This window comes from Ruegeria sp. HKCCA5839 (assembly GCF_013035585.1).
GTDB lineage: Bacteria > Pseudomonadota > Alphaproteobacteria > Rhodobacterales > Rhodobacteraceae > Ruegeria.
Genome location: NZ_WQIE01000001.1, coordinates 440,516 through 457,829, shown reverse-complemented (window position 1 = coordinate 457,829; position 17,314 = coordinate 440,516). Strand labels below are relative to the sequence as shown.

Below are 17,314 nucleotides of genomic sequence, written 5' to 3'. Positions count from 1 at the left end.
CTTGGGATCACGCAGCGCGCGCGTGATGCTTCTTTGCTTTATCCAGCCACGTCTCAGCGAAACGCAGCACGTCTTCTTCTGTTGTCTCGGGTCCTAACGATACCCGCACAGCGCTTGCCGCAACGGTTTCGTCATAGCCCATGGCCGTCAGAACCGCACTTGCCCGCACCTTGCCGCTGGAACAGGCCGAGCCCGCACTGATGGCAAAACCCGACAGATCCATCTGCATCACCTGTGTTTCCCCTTTCCATCCGGGGGTCGCAAAACACAGCGTATTCGGAAGGCGATCCTGATCTTTCCCGACAAAAATAGTTGATTTAGGTCCGGCCTCAAGGGCATTTTCTAGAATAATTCTAAGATTCTCAACTTTTTCCCAGACACCATCGGCCAGATCCCGCGCTGCCGCTTCAGCTGCGGCCCCGAAGCCTGCGATTCCAATGACATTTTCAGTGCCCGAGCGTCGACCCATCTCTTGCCCGCCACCCTTGATCCGCGCGGCCAGTTCCGTGCCGCGTTTCAGCACCAAAGCGCCAATGCCCTTGGGACCGCCCAGTTTATGGGCCGAGATCAGCGCCATCTGAGTGTCGAGCCAGTTGAACGCCACTGGAAGCTTTCCAAAAGCCTGAGTCGCATCGGTCACGGCAAGCCCTTTGGGCAGGGTTTGGATGATCCCGGTTTCGGAATTGGCCAGCTGCAACGTAGCTTGTGCTGGGTCGGCTATGGATACCGAACCCGAGGGTGAAACAGGCAAAACCTCATCCGTCCAGGCGCGCACCGCATCATGTTCAATCGGAGCGCCAAGCAGGCCCCGACCCTCCAGCGCCAAAGCCGCAGCTTCGGTGGCGCCCGAGGTGAAGACAATATCGGCACCATCGGCGCCAAACGCCTCGGCCACCTGCGCGCGGGCCCGTTCAACCAAGGCCTTGGCTGCGCGCCCTTCGGCATGAACCGAGGACGGGTTTCCGCAAAGCTCCATCGCTGCAATCATCGCAGTACGCGCTTCGGCACGCAGCGGGGTCGTTGCATTGTGATCCAGATAAACGCGCTTCATGGATGCATCTTTTCTGGTGCGATGAAAGAAGCTTGCGTGGACATCGACCTATTCATCCACAACGGCAAACAGGCTTGGAACAGCCGGGCAAGGCGCGAGCTCGTTCTCGATCACATCAGACAAGCGGGTCTGATGCAGGAAAACATAGACATGCGCGCTCAGGCTTTCCCACAGACGGTTCGTCAGCGACTGTGCGCGGCTGCCGGACGATCCACCGGACGCCCCTGCCCCCTTGTGCATGGCATCCACAGTTTCATCGACCGCTGCCAGAATCTCGACCACACGGATTTCCGACGCCGGGCGCGCCAGCTTATAGCCACCACCGGGCCCCCGGACAGAAGAAACAAGTTCGGCACGACGCAGCTTGACAAAAAGCTGTTCGAGATAAGGTAAAGAAATGTCTTGGCGGCCAGAAATTTCGCCCAAAGTCACCAATTGCTCCGCCGGTTGCAAAGCAATATCTGCCAATGCCACCATCGCATAGCGCCCTTTGGTCGACAGTTTCATGCTTTACCCCACCGGAAGTCGCGTGAAATCATTGACGTCACAACGGCCAGTGCGTATTTCCCACTGACAGCGTGTTCACGCGATGCAATGTAATTAGAACCGTTCTAAAGTGCCCGACGATTATCGTCAAGATAGTCCCGCTGAAGACGCGTTAAAAAGAGACAGGACGAAAGCACTCATGCCCGAGGTGATTTTTCCCGGACCCGAAGGCCGCCTGGAAGGCCGCTACCACCCGCAAAAGGAAAAAGACGCACCGATCGCCATCGTGCTGCATCCGCACCCCCAATTCGGCGGGACCATGAACAACAAGGTGGTCTATAACCTGCACTATGCGTTCTATAATATGGGTTTCACCGTATTGCGCTTTAACTTCCGTGGTGTGGGTCGCAGCCAAGGCGAATACGACCAAGGTGTAGGCGAGTTGAGCGATGCAGCCTCAGCGCTGGACTACCTTCAGTCGATGAACAACAACTCCAAGCATTGCTGGGTTGCAGGCTTTTCCTTTGGCGCGTGGATCGGGATGCAATTGCTGATGCGCCGCCCCGAGATCACCGGCTTTATCAGCGTTTCGCCCCCGGCCAATATGTATGATTTCTCGTTCCTCGCCCCCTGCCCGTCGTCGGGCCTGATCATCAACGGCTCATCCGACCGTGTGGCCCCGCCTGCAGATACTGCGGCACTGGTCGACAAGTTGCATGAGCAAAAAGGGATCACCATCACTCACAATGAGGTCGAAGGAGCCGATCACTTCTTCCAGGATCGCCACATGGACACGTTGATGACTGATGTGACCGACTATGTAAAACGCCGCCTGACCGAGAACACGCGCTAATGTCCGATACGGTTTCGACCCTCGCCGCCCGACTTGCAGAAGACACGTTGAAAGTCATGGATGAAACCGGCGACGACCGGTTCTTTGTCGAGGTGGGCGACCTGTTGGGAGCGTCGTCCCAAACATTGGAAGAGGCCTTTTTGACCGAAATTCGAGTTAGGCTGGCCGAACGCAAGGCGCGGCAGTTTGTCGTGAAACGCCTGTCACAATACCGGACAAAACAAAAAGCAATCGAAAAACAATAAGCTGAACCGTTCAACAGGATGGAAGATGCACAATGAAAAAGGAGCCCGAAGGCTCCTTTTTCACCGGTTACGACGCGACAACCACAAAACAATAAAACCGTTCAACATCAACGGATTGCAATAGAATAGACGGACCCCCCGTCTGCAAGCCACCCAATTGCCACGATCAGAACCGACACGGTTATGACGGATTTAACAAATATCGTCATGTCTAAAAATACTCATAAAAATCAAAGCACTATTTAATAGCGACACCTCTACCATAGATGTTAATGCTTCGAAAAGTCTGGTTTCCCTGACCTATGGTAAACTTGACGCCAATGGGTTAGCCCAACCGCTCCAAAATCTGCTTCGTTTCCAATCTGTCCTCTGTGCTTTTCGCGTTTTTCCAACGCTTCGGTCGCTGAACGCGCGTTTGGGCTGGAAGTTTGGTCCAAGCCGCGTTATGCGCGCGGCAACTTTCCGTTCAAAGGCTGACCTCTCATGGACCTGCGCAACATCGCAATCATCGCTCACGTGGACCACGGCAAAACGACCCTGGTGGATGAGCTGCTCAAACAATCCGGTGCGTTCCGGGAAAACCAGGCGGTCGCCGAGCGCGCCATGGACAGCAACGATCTGGAACGCGAGCGCGGCATCACCATTCTGGCGAAGGCAACAAGTGTCGAGTGGAAAGACACGCGCATCAACATTGTCGACACCCCTGGGCACGCCGACTTTGGCGGAGAGGTCGAACGGATCCTCAGCATGGTTGACGGCGTTGTTCTGCTGGTCGACGCGGCCGAAGGCCCGATGCCACAGACCAAGTTTGTCACCTCCAAGGCGCTGGCCCTGGGTTTGCGCCCCATCGTGGTGCTGAACAAGGTCGACAAGCCAGACGCAGAGCCTGACCGGGCCCTGGATGAGTGCTTTGACCTGTTCGCCAATCTCGGTGCCGATGACGACCAGCTGGATTTCCCCTCCATGTATGCCTCGGGCCGCTCGGGCTGGGCGGATATGGAGTTGGACGGGCCGCGCAAGGATCTGAGTGCGTTGTTTGACCTGATCGTCGATCACGTCCCTGCCCCGAAACAGGTCGACAAGAAAGACGAACCCTTCCGGATGTTGGCGACGACCTTGGGCAGCGATCCCTTCATCGGTCGTATCCTGACCGGTCGCGTCGAAAGCGGCACTCTGAAAGCCGGTGATACGCTCAAGGCGCTTAGCCGGGATGGTACGCTGATCGAAAACTTCCGCGCCTCAAAAATTCTGGCCTTCCGCGGTCTCTCGCAACAGCCCATCGATCAGGCCGAAGCGGGCGACATCGTCACCATTGCCGGAATGAGCAAAGCCACTGTGGCCGATTCCCTTGTCGCCCCTCAGGTGGATGAGGCCCTGCCCGCGCAGCCCATTGATCCGCCCACCATCACTGTAACCTTTGGGATCAACGATTCTCCGCTGGCCGGGCGCGATGGCAAAAAGGTGCAATCGCGCGTTATCCGGGATCGATTGATGAAAGAGGCCGAATCCAACGTGGCCATCCGCATCACCGACACACCCGGCGGCGAGGCGTTCGAAGTTGCCGGACGTGGCGAATTGCAGATGGGTGTTCTGATCGAGAACATGCGTCGCGAAGGGTTCGAGCTTAGCATCTCGCGCCCGCAGGTTCTGTTCCGCGAGGAAAACGGCCAACGTCTGGAACCCATCGAAGAGGTCACGATCGATGTGGATGACGAATATTCGGGCTCGGTCATCGAAAAGATCACCGGCGCGCGCAAAGGCGAACTGGTCGAGATGCGCCCAGCCGGTGCAGGCAAAACCCGCATCATCGCCCATGTGCCGTCGCGCGGGTTGATCGGCTATCACGGGGAGTTCCTGACCGATACCCGCGGCACCGGCGTCCTGAACCGCGTGTTCCATGATTGGGCCCCGCATAAAGGCCCGATCCCAGGGCGCCGCGCAGGCGTTCTGATCTCGATGGAGAAAGGTCAGGCCGTGGCTTATGCGCTGTGGAATCTGGAAGAGCGCGGACGGATGTTCGTGGGTCCGCAGGTCGAAGTCTATCAAGGCATGATCATTGGAGAGCATTCGCGCGACAATGATCTTGAAGTGAACCCGCTTAAGGGCAAGAAACTGACCAACGTGCGCGCCAGCGGATCGGACGACGCTGTTCGCCTGACACCGCATGTGCAGTTTTCACTGGAAGAGGCCATCGCCTATATCGATGATGACGAGTTGGTCGAAGTGACGCCAAATGTAGTGCGTTTGCGCAAGCGATACCTTGATCCGCACGAGCGCAAACGCATGTCCAAGGCCTCGTAACGCCGTTTCTAGGACGGCCACAATCACCCATATGTTGCATTTTTGCCCACATATGGAGAAACAATCAGGCGCCAAGACCCTATATAGTATAAGGTCTTAGCGCCCTTTTTTTACTCATTTTTCCGGAATTCAAGTGTCCGACCGCTGGTTCTTGAACTTGCGTCGTCTTGAAAGTCTGGCATTACGAAGGTGTATTTGCGGCCAAAGTGTGACGCTGTTCATATAAGCGCTTTGCCTGAATCTGTATCAGTCGTCGCAGTCGAGTTTATGAGTTCCAGGAGAAGCGCCATGCGCATCAAATCCAAATTGCTTTCTGTTGTACTGACCAGTGCGACTATCCCGTTTGTTATGTCTGCCCCCGCCTATGCCGATCAAAGATGTACGGTCGCGACCGGAAAACAATCCGTCGCAACGCAGACCTTGTGCGAATGCAAAGTAGTAACAACCGGCCTTATCAAATACCTGCAGAAACGTCCCGATTTTGACGACATTGTCGCCCGCACCGCATCGGAATGTGCACCGTTTGCAGCAGTGCTGACCGACTTCCCGACCTCATCAGTATCGGGCGCAGCCGACAACCGGTCGGGTGATGGCCCTGCCGACGAGAATGGCGCAGACAATTTCGGCGATACCATCGGCGAAAACGAAGATAATGCGAACACCGGCGGCGGCGGCACCTCAGGTGGCGGTTCGAATGGCGGCGGCGGATCTTCCAGCGATACCGGCACAAACGGTGGCGGAGACGACACCGGATCCGAACGTGAAGAAGAGCGTGAGGAAGAAAGAGAAGAAGAGCGCGAAGAAGAGCGTAAGGAAGAAAAAGAAGAGAAGCGCGAAGAAGAGCGTAAGGAAGAAAAAGAAGAGAAGCGCGAAGAAGAACGTAAGGAAGAAAAAGAAGAGAAGCGTAAAGAAGAACGTAAGGAAGAAAAAGAAGAGAAGCGTAAAGAAGAACGCAAGGAAGAAAAGCGCGAAGAAAAAAAGAAAGAAGAGCGTAAAAAAGAAGGCTACGAGGGCAAAGGCGAGAAGAGCCACGGCAAAGGAAAAGGCGGGAAAGCTAAGGAAGGCAAGAAGTAAACACTAACAGTTTGCTTCCGAGGCAAAGCATCGCAATCGCGAATTGCCTTACCTACCGATCAAACACCCACACGGCGTCGCCGAATTGTTCCTTGATGAGCGATGGCGGCGTCAGCTTTGCAGGTAGACACCAACCCAGTTTCGCGGTTGCCTGGGATCCTGCATCCTCAGAAACAAGTAGCGCGTTACAGACCAAGGCTTGATACGATTGGTCAAATTGTCCAGTACCAAATCGCCCTGACTTGAACGATAGACCAATACCGCGTGTGCGTTTCGCTTTCTGTCCAGAACCGTCGCGATCAATAGCTTGCTGGGGTCGATCCCTGCTCGGATCAACTCACGCTTTTTGAGCAACGCAAAATCTTCGCAGTCGCCGCCGCGCCTTGTGGGCAAAGCCCAGCGTTCTTGCATTCGGTACTGAGACTGATCGGTAACTTCCCGGGTCGACGCATTCACATGTCGATTGATCCGCCTGACCAATTCCATCTCGCGCTCACCCGACATCGAGACCGAAGTCGCGCTGGCACAAGCCCAGCTATACTGATCGCAAAGTTGGAGAGCGCCCGAAGGCGGTGGCGATGCGGAAACGACCGGCAAAAACGCAGTCCCGGACGCAACGGCCGTAGAGGACAGTCCAGATGCACCCATGCAAAAAAGGGCCGCACCCAGCAGGGCAACCCCTCGTTTCAAAAAGCTTTTGTCCCTCGTGCCAACGAAAAGCATGACAGTCCCCCCAGGCGTCAGTCCGTTTAGGCGTTTGGCAAAATCACAATACATTCGTATTCCAGCAAGTATTCCTGAACATTTCGCCAACCGCAATGGTTATGACAGGTTGGTCCTGAAAAGCGGCGGAATCCCGTTCAACTTCATGGCCATTTCGGTGCATCATCGTGGCAGGCCATGACACAATCTGAGCGACAAATACGTAAAATATCGTTAAATTACTTAATCTTAACCAAAGACTCTCAGGCGCACCCCGTCGGCCAACGGAAATGCGAAATCGCCGTCTGCAAAACGCAGCTTTGTCAGTTTGGAACCGGTCAGCGCGCCCAAGTGATTCCTATTCGGTGATCTCGACCACCATCAATTCGCGCTCGCTTGCCCCTCGCGCATGGGAAAGGGCTTCTTGATAGGCGTCTGAGTTATAGCATTCCACTGCCGCTTCCACCGACGGAAACTTTGCCACGACGTTGCGTGGGCGCTCTTTGCCTTCCAGTTGTACATAACGCGCTGCCCGCGCGATAAAATGCCCACCATGGGCCGCGATTGCCGGGCCAGCCAGTTCAGCATATTTTCCGTATGCTTCCGCGTCTGTCACAGTGACATGTGCAATCCAAAGTGCAGCCATCTTACCCTCCCAATACCTGTTCTGCGGCCTTGATCGCGGCTTCGGCGTTCGACGCATCCTTGCCACCGCCTTGGGCCATGTCCGGGCGACCACCGCCTCCCTTGCCGCCCAGTTCGACCACCGCGGCCTTGACGAGATCAACAGCGGAAATCTTGTCGGTCAGGTCTGGCGTCACACCGGCAGCGACAGCAGCTTTGCCGCCCGTATCTGCAATCAACAGAACCGCACCCGATTGCAGCCGCGCTTTGTGTTCGTCGATTAGCGACGGCAGGTCCTTGCCAGACACACCTGTGAGCGCCTGCGCCAGAAAGGCCACCCCGTTGATGTCGCGCGCCTCGGCGCCGCCACCCTGCCCGGCCCCTCCGGCCATGGCCAGATCACGGCGCAGTTGGGCCACTTCGTTCTGCAAGGCCTTGCGCTCGTCCAGCAACGCTTTGACACGCGGCACCACATCATCCGGCTGCGCTTTCAGCTCCAACGCGACCTGCGCCAGACGGTGATCCTGCGCCGAGAGATAGCGGAAGGCCTCATCGCCGGTCAACGCCTCAATCCGGCGCACACCTGCACTGCTGGCGCTGTCGCCCAGAACCACAAAGGTGCCGATGTCACCGGTCTGGCGCACATGGGTGCCACCGCAGAGTTCAATCGACCAGGTTTCTCCATCTTGCCCTTTGCCGGTCGGCGCCTTGCCCATCGAAACAACGCGGACTTCATCACCATATTTCTCGCCAAACAGCGCCTGAGCGCCTAGGGCTCGCGCATCGTCAGGAGTCATGATCCTTGTTTCCACAGCCGAGTTTTGCCGAATGAAATCATTGACTTCACGCTCGACCTTCTGGATCTCTTCCAGGCTCAGTGCCTTGGAATGGCTAAAGTCGAACCGCAGCCGGTCCGCGGCGTTCAACGAGCCGCGCTGCGCCACGTGATCCCCCAGTGTCTCGCGCAGTGCTTCGTGCAGCAGGTGCGTGGCCGAGTGGTTGGCCCGGATGGAAGACCGGCGGGCATGATCAACCTCCAACGCGATCCCGTCGCCTTTGGACAGCGTGCCGGATTCGACGGTGACCTTATGGCCATAGACCTTGCCATCGGCAAATTTTCTGGTGTCCGTCACCCGGCACACGTGCTCGCGATCTTCCAGACGGCGCAGCTCACCAGTGTCACCGATCTGACCGCCAGCCTCGCCATAGAATGGGGTCTGATTAACCACGACCCAGGCCTCTTGGCCTGCGCTGATACTGTCCGCCTGTGCGCCATCGACGATCAAGGCCGCCACCTGCGCCTCGGCGTTTTCGGTGTCGTAGCCCAGGAAATCGGTGGCCCCGGCATAGTCGAGCACATCAAACCAAACGGCCTGATCCGCAGCCTCGCCAGACCCGGCCCAGGCCGCGCGAGCCTTGGCCTTTTGTTCTGCCATAGCCGCATCAAACCCATCTGTGTCGACCTCACGGCCTTTTTCACGCAGCGCATCTTGGGTCAGGTCCAGCGGGAATCCATATGTGTCATAGAGCCTGAACGCCGCCTCACCCGACAAGGGTGCACCTTCAGCCAGGCCCGACACTTCGTCATCCAGCAGTTTGAGCCCGCGATCCAGCGTTTGCTTGAATCGAGTTTCCTCCAAAAGCAGCGTTTCTTCGATCAAGGGCTGCGCCTGAGACAGTTCGGTATAATGACCGCCCATCAATTGCACCAGAGTTGGTACAAGACGGTGCATGACCGGGTCTTTGGCCCCCAGCAGGTGTGCGTGGCGCATAGCGCGGCGCATGATGCGGCGCAGCACATAGCCGCGCCCGTCATTGCTTGGCATCACCCCATCGGCGATCAGGAACGAGGTCGAGCGCAAATGGTCCGCAATCACCCGATGATGCACGTTCTGGTCACCGTAAGGATCAACACCGGTCGCCTCGGCCGAGGCCTCGATCAGGGTTTTGAACAGATCGGTGTCATAGTTGTCATGGCTGCCCTGCAACAGCGCGCCAATCCGCTCTAGCCCCATCCCGGTGTCAATCGACTGCATGTCAAGCTCGACCATCGAGCCGTCCTCGAACTGTTCGTTCTGCATGAAAACGACGTTCCAGATCTCGATGAACCGGTCGCCATCTTCTTCCGGTGAACCCGGAGGGCCGCCCCAGATATGGTCGCCGTGATCGTAGAAAATCTCGGTGCAGGGACCGCAGGGGCCGGTCGGGCCCATTTGCCAGAAGTTGTCGCTGGTTGCGATGCGGATGATCCGGTCTTCGGGCACGCCGACCTTCTTCCAGATCTCAAACGCTTCGTCATCTGTGTGGTAAACCGTGGCCAGCAGGCGGCTTTTGTCGATGCCGTATTCCTTAGTGATCAGGTTCCAGGCAAAGGGGATGGCCTCATGTTTGAAATAGTCGCCGAACGAGAAATTCCCCAGCATTTCAAAGAATGTATGGTGGCGTGCGGTATAGCCGACATTATCAAGGTCATTGTGCTTGCCACCGGCACGTACACATTTCTGCGCCGTGGTCGCGCGTTTATAGTCCCGTGTCTCAAGGCCGGTGAACAGATTCTTGAACTGCACCATGCCCGAGTTGACAAACATCAGCGTCGGATCGTTGCGCGGCACCAAAGGGCTGGACGCCACGACCTCATGCCCCTGTTTTTCAAAATAATTCAAAAAGGTTGATCGGATATCGTTCAGGCTGGGCATGGGGCTCTCTCGGCGCGCAGAAATCTTGGTTTTCGCAGGTTTATCCCCCCGGTTTCAGACTGTCCACAGCCCAGATGACCGGATACGAAACAAGGCGGCCCGTTTGGACCGCCCTGCTCCACGTATTCTCAGCACCGTCGAAGTGCCGGGGGATTTAAGCTGTTCCCGTCAGCAACCTTCACGCTTCGAGGATGTCGTCATCCTCTGCCGCGCCGGGTGGCATGTCGAAATCAAGCCCATGTGCCGCGCGGATCTTGTCCTCTATTTCGAACGCAATGGAGGAATTGTCGCGCAGATATTGCTTGGCGTTCTCACGCCCCTGCCCGATCCGCTCATCACCATAGCTGAACCACGAGCCCGATTTCTCGACCACGCCCGCCTTGACGCCCAGATCCAGCAGCTCACCCATTTTCGAGATGCCTTCGCCATACATGATGTCAAATTCGACCTGTTTGAAGGGTGGTGCCACCTTGTTCTTGACGACCTTTACGCGGGTCTGGTTGCCGACCACTTCATCGCGGTCCTTGATCGCACCGATGCGGCGGATATCCAGGCGGACCGAGCTGTAGAATTTCAGCGCGTTGCCCCCGGTGGTGGTTTCCGGGCTGCCGAACATCACGCCGATTTTCATGCGAATCTGGTTGATAAAGATAACCATACAGTTCGAACGGCTGATCGAACCGGTCAGCTTGCGCATCGCCTGGCTCATCAACCGGGCTTGCACGCCAACACTGCTGTCGCCCATGTCACCCTCAAGCTCGGACTTCGGCGTCAGTGCCGCGACCGAGTCAACGATGACCATATTCACCGCCCCCGAGCGCACCAGAGTATCGGTGATCTCAAGCGCTTGTTCGCCGGTGTCGGGTTGCGAGATCAGCAGTTCGTCAAGATCAACACCCAACTTGCGGGCATATTGCGGATCCAGCGCATGTTCGGCGTCGACAAAGGCGCAGACACCACCGCGTTTTTGCTGCTCGGCAATGCAATGCAGGGTCAGCGTCGTTTTACCCGAACTTTCCGGGCCATAAATCTCAACAATCCGGCCCATCGGCAAACCACCGATTCCCAGCGCGATATCCAGGCCCAGCGACCCGGTTGAACTGGCTTCGATATCCTGCTTGGCGTCTTCGCCCAGCTTCATGATCGAGCCTTTGCCGAACTGCCGTTCGATCTGGGCCAGCGCGCTGTCGAGCGCCTTTTGCTTGTCTGCGTTTTTCTTGTCGCTCATCGTCAGAAGATCCGCCATTGTCCTGTCGCCTTCCTTTTGTCACACCCATGTACGGGCGGCAATCACTGCTTTGTTCGCCTCTTGTTCCTGATAGGACCAAAAAGAGAACATTTCAATAAAAACTTACTAAGCTCACCTTTTCCCAAACCAGTTAACGAGTGGTTTATTTCTGAAATAAAAAGTCGCACATCGAAAATTCGCGAGCTATCCGTATGTTTTGAAACAATTTTGCAACCCGATCCAAGGCGGTGCGCGGCCCGAGATTGGCGTCTCAGGCAGATTGCGATAAGCCTGTCCGTGTCATCCATTCTCGGAACCCCCGTCAGCCACATGCTTGTTTTTTTTGAAGAACGCCTTGCCCTGCTATCCATGCCCAAAACCGGCAGCACATCCTATATCTCGGCCCTGAAGGACCGCGCGGATCTGGTGATCTCTCATCCACCCGAACTCAAGCACGCGTCGGTCCGGCGGTTTGACCGGTTCTTTCAGACGATGTTTCAGAAAATGTTCGACACCGAGATGGAGATCATGGCTGTGGTGCGCGAGCCCGTAGACTGGCTGGGCAGTTGGTACAGGTATCGCAGTCGCCCGGATTTGGTCGGGTCAGAGAACTCGACCCGGGATCTGAGTTTCGATCACTTCATCCAAGCCTATTTGCAAAAATCGCCCCCCGCTTTTGCCGATATCGGCCGCCAAAGCGATTTCCTCAAGCCCCGCAGCAATGGCGCAGGTGCAACCCACATTTTCAAATACGACCACCAAGGGGAAATCCGCACCTTCCTTGAAAACCGGCTGAACTGCGCGGTCTATCCGGCGCGCGAAAACGTCTCTCCGCGCCGATCGCTGGAACTTTCAGAGGCCACACGATTGCGCCTTCGGTCCGAACTTGCGGCAGAGTTCGCGCTCTATGAGGCGGCGCAATAGGTCTAGTTCAGCCGTTGGAACACCGCTTCGGTCAGTTGGTTGAGCGAAAAGGGCTTCGGCAGGAAGGTGGAGTTTTCGACCTGCGGCCCGGCTTCCCCAAAGGCGCCTTCGGCATAGCCTGACATAAAGACCACCTGCACCTCGGGCCGGGTCTTCAACGCCTGGCTAACCCATGTGGGGCCATCCATCCCGGGCATGACAACATCGGTGACAAACACATCAACCGACAGATCCTTATCCTCAAGCAGGGTCAAGGCGGCTTCGGCCGAATCCGCCTCGAGCACGGTATAGCCTTTCAGCCGCAATGCGCGCGTGGCAAAGGCCCGGACTGGCGCTTCGTCTTCGACCAGCAGAACCACCCCTTCGCCTTGGCGCCCGCCTAGATCCGGCACCGTTGCCGGGCCTTTTGGCGTTTCTTCAGGCAGCGCAACGCTGACCGGCAGATAGACTGTAAACTCGCTGCCCTGCCCCACAACGCTGTCGACAAAGATGAACCCGCCGGTCTGCTTGACGATCCCGTAGACGGTCGAAAGACCCAGCCCCGTGCCCTCGCCCGTGCGTTTGGTGGTAAAGAAAGGCTCAAAGATCTTTTGCAGCTTGTCGGCGGCGATCCCCGTTCCGCTGTCGATGACTTTCACCGTCACATATTCACCGACCGGCACAGTGGCACGGTCACGCGTCAACGGTTCGTCAAGGGATAGGATCTCGGTTTCAATCCTGATCTCACCCCCCTCGGGCATCGCGTCCCGTGCGTTCACCACTAGGTTCATCAACACCTGTTCCAACTGCCGCTTATCCGCCCGTACGGGTTTAAGCACCGGATCATGGCTGAGGATTAGCCGGACTTTTTCGCCAACCAACCTGTTGAGCAGGTGGATCAGGTCGGAAATCGTATCGCGCAGATCCAGCATCTCGGGCCGCAGGGTCTGCTTGCGCGAAAAGGCCAAAAGCTGACTGACAAGAGCCGCGGCACGGTTTGCGTTTTGATTGATCTGCACCAGATCGCTGTAATTGGAATCGCTTTGGTCATGACGCAGCAACAACAGGTCGCAATGCCCCGAAATCGCTGTCAAAAGGTTGTTAAAATCATGCGCGACACCGCCCGCCAGCTGCCCCACGGCCTGCATCTTTTGGCCTTGTACGAATTGCGCCTCGAGCGTCTTTAGCTCGGTCGCATCGTTCAGCACGGCGATCAGGCAGGGTTCACCATCACGCAGGATGCGCGACAGGGTCACTTGCACAAAAGTCTCTTTGTCCTGCCGTTTGAGACGCAGGATTTCTGTGTGCGGTGTCGTATCTTGCTCGGCAGTTTCGGCAAGCCAATCCTCAACTGGCCTGTTCAACCCTTGCATCATTTGGTCGATATTAGTTTTTCCGGGCAACAAATCTCCGATAAGGCGAGAGGCAAGCCGGTTGGCCTCAAGTATCTCACCCTGCAGCGACAGGCGCATGATCGGGACCGGAAGATCCGAAAAAGACATCACCCCAGCCTGCCCGACACCGTGTTCCAGAGGCGCGAGCAGCAATGCGCGATCCAACCCTTTTTGTCGTAGTGTGGTCACAAGGAACGCCTTGGGCCCATGAACCGTTACAAGCCGTGTGACCCCTCCCGATTGGGCAACATCCGGTGGCAATAGGTGTTCGAGCTTGGGAGGAACACCACTCAAGAGCTTTCGGGCAGGTTCATTGGCATGCAAGATGACATCGTTTCGACCGATGTTCAGAACCGGAAGCTGAATGCTGTTCCAACTCTGCTGCGCCTGCAAATCGACACGCCAGTAGACCATCCCGTCGTTGAGCCAGGTTGCTGCCACGGGGATTGCGACGCCGCGGGTGGCGATGTCTTCCGATGCATAGCCAGCTTCTTGTGCCAGAGACTGCAAGCGGACCAAAATCGCGGCCGGATTGGCGAAAATGGATCTTAAGCAGGCCGCCATATGCGAACCCTGCACGGCCTGAAACCGGCTGCTCGCGAGCGTGTTCGCCAAAAGAACATTGCCTTCGATATCCGCTACGAAACAGGCAGCATCCTGGTTTTTCAACACCTTGGCGAGCACGTCTTTTGTCTGTGCAGCAGTTCGTTTTTGCAAAGTGTCGCGGCCAAGGATCACCGCTACGACACCCAGAAACGCCAATCCGATCGCGATCAGGCCAGCGCCCCAGGCTGGTGGAGCGATCCCCATCGCCGGAGCGAGCAAAAACATGATTGAAACTAAAATCAGTGAAATGACGCGTTTGCCTGAAACACCCACAAAGCGAGGGTCTTCGGTAATAAACTCAACAGAATCTGTCATATACGGCCCTGAATAGAACGTCGCAGAATATCAACTCAATAGGGTTAACGATTGCTTAAAGGATCAAGCTGCCAATAACCCGTTAAAGTTGTATCTCAACGGTCTATTTTCGTGTCAAGTGTGCGCAAAAGAAACCATCGGTTCCGTGCGACACACGCCACGCTTTGCCAAAATTCGACGTCCAGTCCGGGCACGCTTGCAAGAAAGCATCCACGACCGCCTGGTTCTCAGCAGCCAGCACAGAACAGGTTGCGTAAGCCAGAATGCCTTTTTCCGCAACCAGAGGGATCACGTCACGCAGGATTTGCCCTTGTGTCACAGTCAGGCCGCGCAATGCGTCCTGCGTCAATGACCATTTCCCGGCGGGTGCACGGCGCCAGGATCCGCTGCCGGAACAGGGAACATCCGTCAGAACAACGTCGAACGGAGCCAATTTGGCCAGTTGCCGGTTGGAGAGTATAGGTATATTTGCACCGGCCCGCTCCGCGCGTGCAGGCAGGTCGCGCATCCGCCCGGGATTGGCGTCATGCGCAAAGACCTCAACTTGCGGATCACGTGCAGCGATGGCCAAGGCCTTTCCGCCGCCACCCGCGCAATAGTCCAGAACGCGCAGGCCCGGCTTCAGCGGGATGGAGGCTACCACCGCTTGGCTGGCAGCATCCTGCAGTTCAACAGTACCGTTCTTGTAGGCGTGGCTTTGCGCGATTTTTCTGGCCCCTTCGGTCACCTCCAGCGCTGTGTCGCAGGCCGGGTGGGCTTGGGCTGAAATGCCCTCCTGCGCTAATTGCGTGATGGCTTTCGCACGGGTCGTCCGTTGTAGATTCACACGCAGATGCACCGGCGCGCGCGACTTTAGGGCCTGCGCCGCCGCCTCCGCCTCGTCCCTCAGGGACCGGGTGAATTCAGGCCAGAGCCAATCGGGGATGTCGAGCCGCTCAGCCTCGGACGCAAAGGCGCGCGGTGCTTCATCCTCACCAACCGGTGCCGGCGCGTGCCGGTCGCCCGAGAACAGCATGTCGATGGCAAGGCCCTGTGCACGGGCCAAGCCGATCATCAACCCTCGGCCACCCGGCGCACCACCCAATGCAGCGAAGGACCGCCTGTTCCTGATTGCATAAAACACATGATCCCGGATCGCCGCACGATCGTTGGACCCCGCAAACCGACTGCGCCGGGCCCAGCCGGTCAGCGCCTTTTCGACCGGAGCCCCTGACAGGATGTCGTCAAGGATCTCGATCGCGGCCTGCACACGGGCTGCCGGGGTCATGGCTGTCTCCGATCCTGGTCGGTTACATCACGCGGTAGTTCGGGCTTTCGCGGGTGATCTGCACGTCATGCACATGGCTTTCCTTCAGGCCCGCCCCGGTGATTTTGACGAAGTTGCAGTTCTTGCGCATCTCATCCACCGTGGCACAACCGGTATAGCCCATGGCCGCCCGCAGACCGCCCACCAGCTGGTGCACCACCGCGCTGGCCGAGCCTTTATAGGGCACCTGACCTTCGATTCCTTCGGGCACCAGCTTGTCATTGGCCGCATCTTTCTGGAAATACCGGTCGGCCGAGCCGCGCGCCATCGCACCCAAGCTGCCCATGCCGCGATAGGATTTGAACGACCGGCCCTGATAGAGGATCACTTCGCCCGGGCTTTCATCCGTGCCTGCAATCATCGAGCCGACCATGGCGCAGGACGCCCCTGCTGCGATGGCCTTGGCAAAATCGCCCGAGAACTTGATCCCGCCATCGGCGATCACAGGCACATCGCCAGCCGCTGCGGCGCAATCCATGATCGCGGTCAACTGCGGCACACCAACACCTGCCACCATCCGCGTGGTACAGATCGAGCCCGGCCCGATCCCCACCTTGATCGCATCCGCGCCCGCGTCGATCAGCGCTTTGGTTGCCTCAGCCGTGGCCACGTTGCCCGCGATGATCTGAACCTCATTCGACAGGGTCTTGGCGCGCTTGACCGCATCCAGCACCCCTTGCGAATGGCCATGCGCCGTATCGACCACGATAATGTCGACGCCGGAATCTACCAATTGTTCGGACCGCTCGAACCCGGCATCTCCGACCGAGGTCGCCGCCGCCACGCGCAATCGGCCCAGCCGGTCCTTGCAGGCGGTCGGGTTCAACACCGCCTGTTCCGTGTCTTTGAGCGTCAGCAGGCCCGTCAGCTTGCCAGACCCATCCACAACCAGAAGCTTTTCGATCCGGCGCGCGCGCATCAGGCTTTTGGCCTCTTCCAGATCCGCGGGCTCTTGCAGCATTGCCAGATTGTCCGCGGTCATCATGGCATGGATCGGCGTGTCATCCGAAGTGGCGAAACGCATGTCTCGGTTGGTGACGATCCCGACCACCCGGCCATCACCGTCCACAACCGGGAAACCGGTAAAGTTGTAGCGTTCCACCAAAGCCTGCGCATCTGCCAGCGTTTGATCCGCACGCAAAGTCACCGGATTGTACACGATGCCGGATTCAAAACGCTTCACCCGGCGGATCTCACGGGCCTGTTCTTCGACTGACAGGTTCTTGTGGACCACCCCGATCCCTCCGGCCTGCGCCATCGCAATGGCCATCCGCGCCTCGGTCACAGTATCCATCGCCGAGCTGAGCAAGGGGATGTTCATGGTGATCTCACGCGTGACCCGCGTGCTGGTATCCGCCGTTGCCGGCAGCACAGTGGATGCGCCCGGAACCAGGAGAACGTCGTCAAAGGTGAGTGCCTCACGAATCTGCATCTGATAACCCCATGCAAAAGCCCGTTTGACGGCGACCCTATGGCATGGATTTCAACCAAGGGAAAGCCCCCAACCCAAGTTGTTTGCCCCTGCGGGGT

The 17,314-nt window shown here is 57.4% G+C and carries 14 protein-coding genes; 5 read left to right on the top strand and 9 right to left on the bottom strand.

The window, feature by feature from the left end:
• Positions 1–7: 7 nt before the first annotated feature.
• Positions 8–1,051 carry a cysteine desulfurase family protein gene (locus GOV38_RS02195; protein WP_171207462.1) on the bottom strand — a complete coding sequence of 348 codons (1,044 nt, stop codon included), beginning with the start codon at positions 1,049–1,051 and terminating at the stop codon, positions 8–10.
• Between the two features lie 48 nt (positions 1,052–1,099).
• Positions 1,100–1,558, bottom strand: coding sequence for an Rrf2 family transcriptional regulator (locus tag GOV38_RS02190; protein WP_171207461.1), 459 nt, complete (start codon positions 1,556–1,558; stop codon positions 1,100–1,102).
• A 178-nt stretch (positions 1,559–1,736) separates the two neighbouring features.
• On the opposite strand from GOV38_RS02190, the gene GOV38_RS02185 reads away from it, so the two are divergent.
• From GOV38_RS02185 to GOV38_RS02170, 4 genes are all read left to right on the top strand, one after another.
• Complete coding sequence (locus GOV38_RS02185; protein ID WP_171207460.1) at positions 1,737–2,390, top strand: alpha/beta hydrolase; 654 nt, start codon at positions 1,737–1,739, stop codon at positions 2,388–2,390.
• On the top strand, positions 2,390–2,635 hold the full coding sequence (locus GOV38_RS02180) for a hypothetical protein (protein ID WP_171099087.1): 246 nt from the start codon (positions 2,390–2,392) through the stop codon (positions 2,633–2,635). The genes GOV38_RS02185 and GOV38_RS02180 overlap by 1 nt, the downstream gene beginning before the upstream one ends.
• Positions 2,636–3,118: 483 nt before the next feature.
• Entirely contained in the window at positions 3,119–4,936 is a 1,818-nt protein-coding gene (gene typA, locus GOV38_RS02175) for a translational GTPase TypA (RefSeq protein WP_171207459.1), read from the top strand.
• A gap of 288 nt (positions 4,937–5,224) precedes the next feature.
• Entirely contained in the window at positions 5,225–6,010 is a 786-nt protein-coding gene (locus GOV38_RS02170) for a hypothetical protein (protein WP_171207458.1), read from the top strand.
• 111 nt (positions 6,011–6,121) lie between these two features.
• On the opposite strand, the gene GOV38_RS02165 is transcribed toward GOV38_RS02170, so the two are convergent.
• The 4 genes from GOV38_RS02165 to recA form a co-directional block, all read right to left on the bottom strand.
• Entirely contained in the window at positions 6,122–6,607 is a 486-nt protein-coding gene (locus GOV38_RS02165; protein WP_254430427.1) for a transglutaminase-like cysteine peptidase, read from the bottom strand.
• 463 nt (positions 6,608–7,070) lie between these two features.
• A complete protein-coding gene (locus tag GOV38_RS02160; protein ID WP_171129557.1) occupies positions 7,071–7,358 on the bottom strand; it encodes a DUF1330 domain-containing protein in 288 nt (95 codons plus the stop codon).
• Between the two features lies 1 nt (position 7,359).
• On the bottom strand, positions 7,360–10,032 hold the full coding sequence (alaS, locus tag GOV38_RS02155; RefSeq protein WP_171207456.1) for an alanine--tRNA ligase: 2,673 nt from the start codon (positions 10,030–10,032) through the stop codon (positions 7,360–7,362).
• A gap of 178 nt (positions 10,033–10,210) precedes the next feature.
• A complete protein-coding gene (gene recA, locus GOV38_RS02150) occupies positions 10,211–11,278 on the bottom strand; it encodes a recombinase RecA (protein WP_171099099.1) in 1,068 nt (355 codons plus the stop codon).
• Positions 11,279–11,590: 312 nt separating this feature from the next.
• Between recA and GOV38_RS02145 the strand changes: the two genes are divergently transcribed.
• Entirely contained in the window at positions 11,591–12,184 is a 594-nt protein-coding gene (locus GOV38_RS02145) for a sulfotransferase family 2 domain-containing protein (RefSeq protein WP_171207455.1), read from the top strand.
• Positions 12,185–12,186: 2 nt separating this feature from the next.
• Here GOV38_RS02145 and GOV38_RS02140 read toward each other — a convergent pair whose 3' ends face one another.
• The 3 genes from GOV38_RS02140 to guaB form a co-directional block, all read right to left on the bottom strand.
• The gene (locus GOV38_RS02140; protein ID WP_171207454.1) at positions 12,187–14,478 is read right to left on the bottom strand and encodes an ATP-binding protein; all 2,292 of its coding nucleotides are present in this window, start codon (positions 14,476–14,478) and stop codon (positions 12,187–12,189) included.
• Positions 14,479–14,581: 103 nt separating this feature from the next.
• On the bottom strand, positions 14,582–15,745 hold the full coding sequence (locus GOV38_RS02135) for an RsmB/NOP family class I SAM-dependent RNA methyltransferase (protein WP_171207453.1): 1,164 nt from the start codon (positions 15,743–15,745) through the stop codon (positions 14,582–14,584).
• Between the two features lie 22 nt (positions 15,746–15,767).
• The gene (guaB, locus tag GOV38_RS02130) at positions 15,768–17,216 is read right to left on the bottom strand and encodes an IMP dehydrogenase (RefSeq protein WP_171099108.1); all 1,449 of its coding nucleotides are present in this window, start codon (positions 17,214–17,216) and stop codon (positions 15,768–15,770) included.
• Positions 17,217–17,314 lie beyond the last annotated feature (98 nt).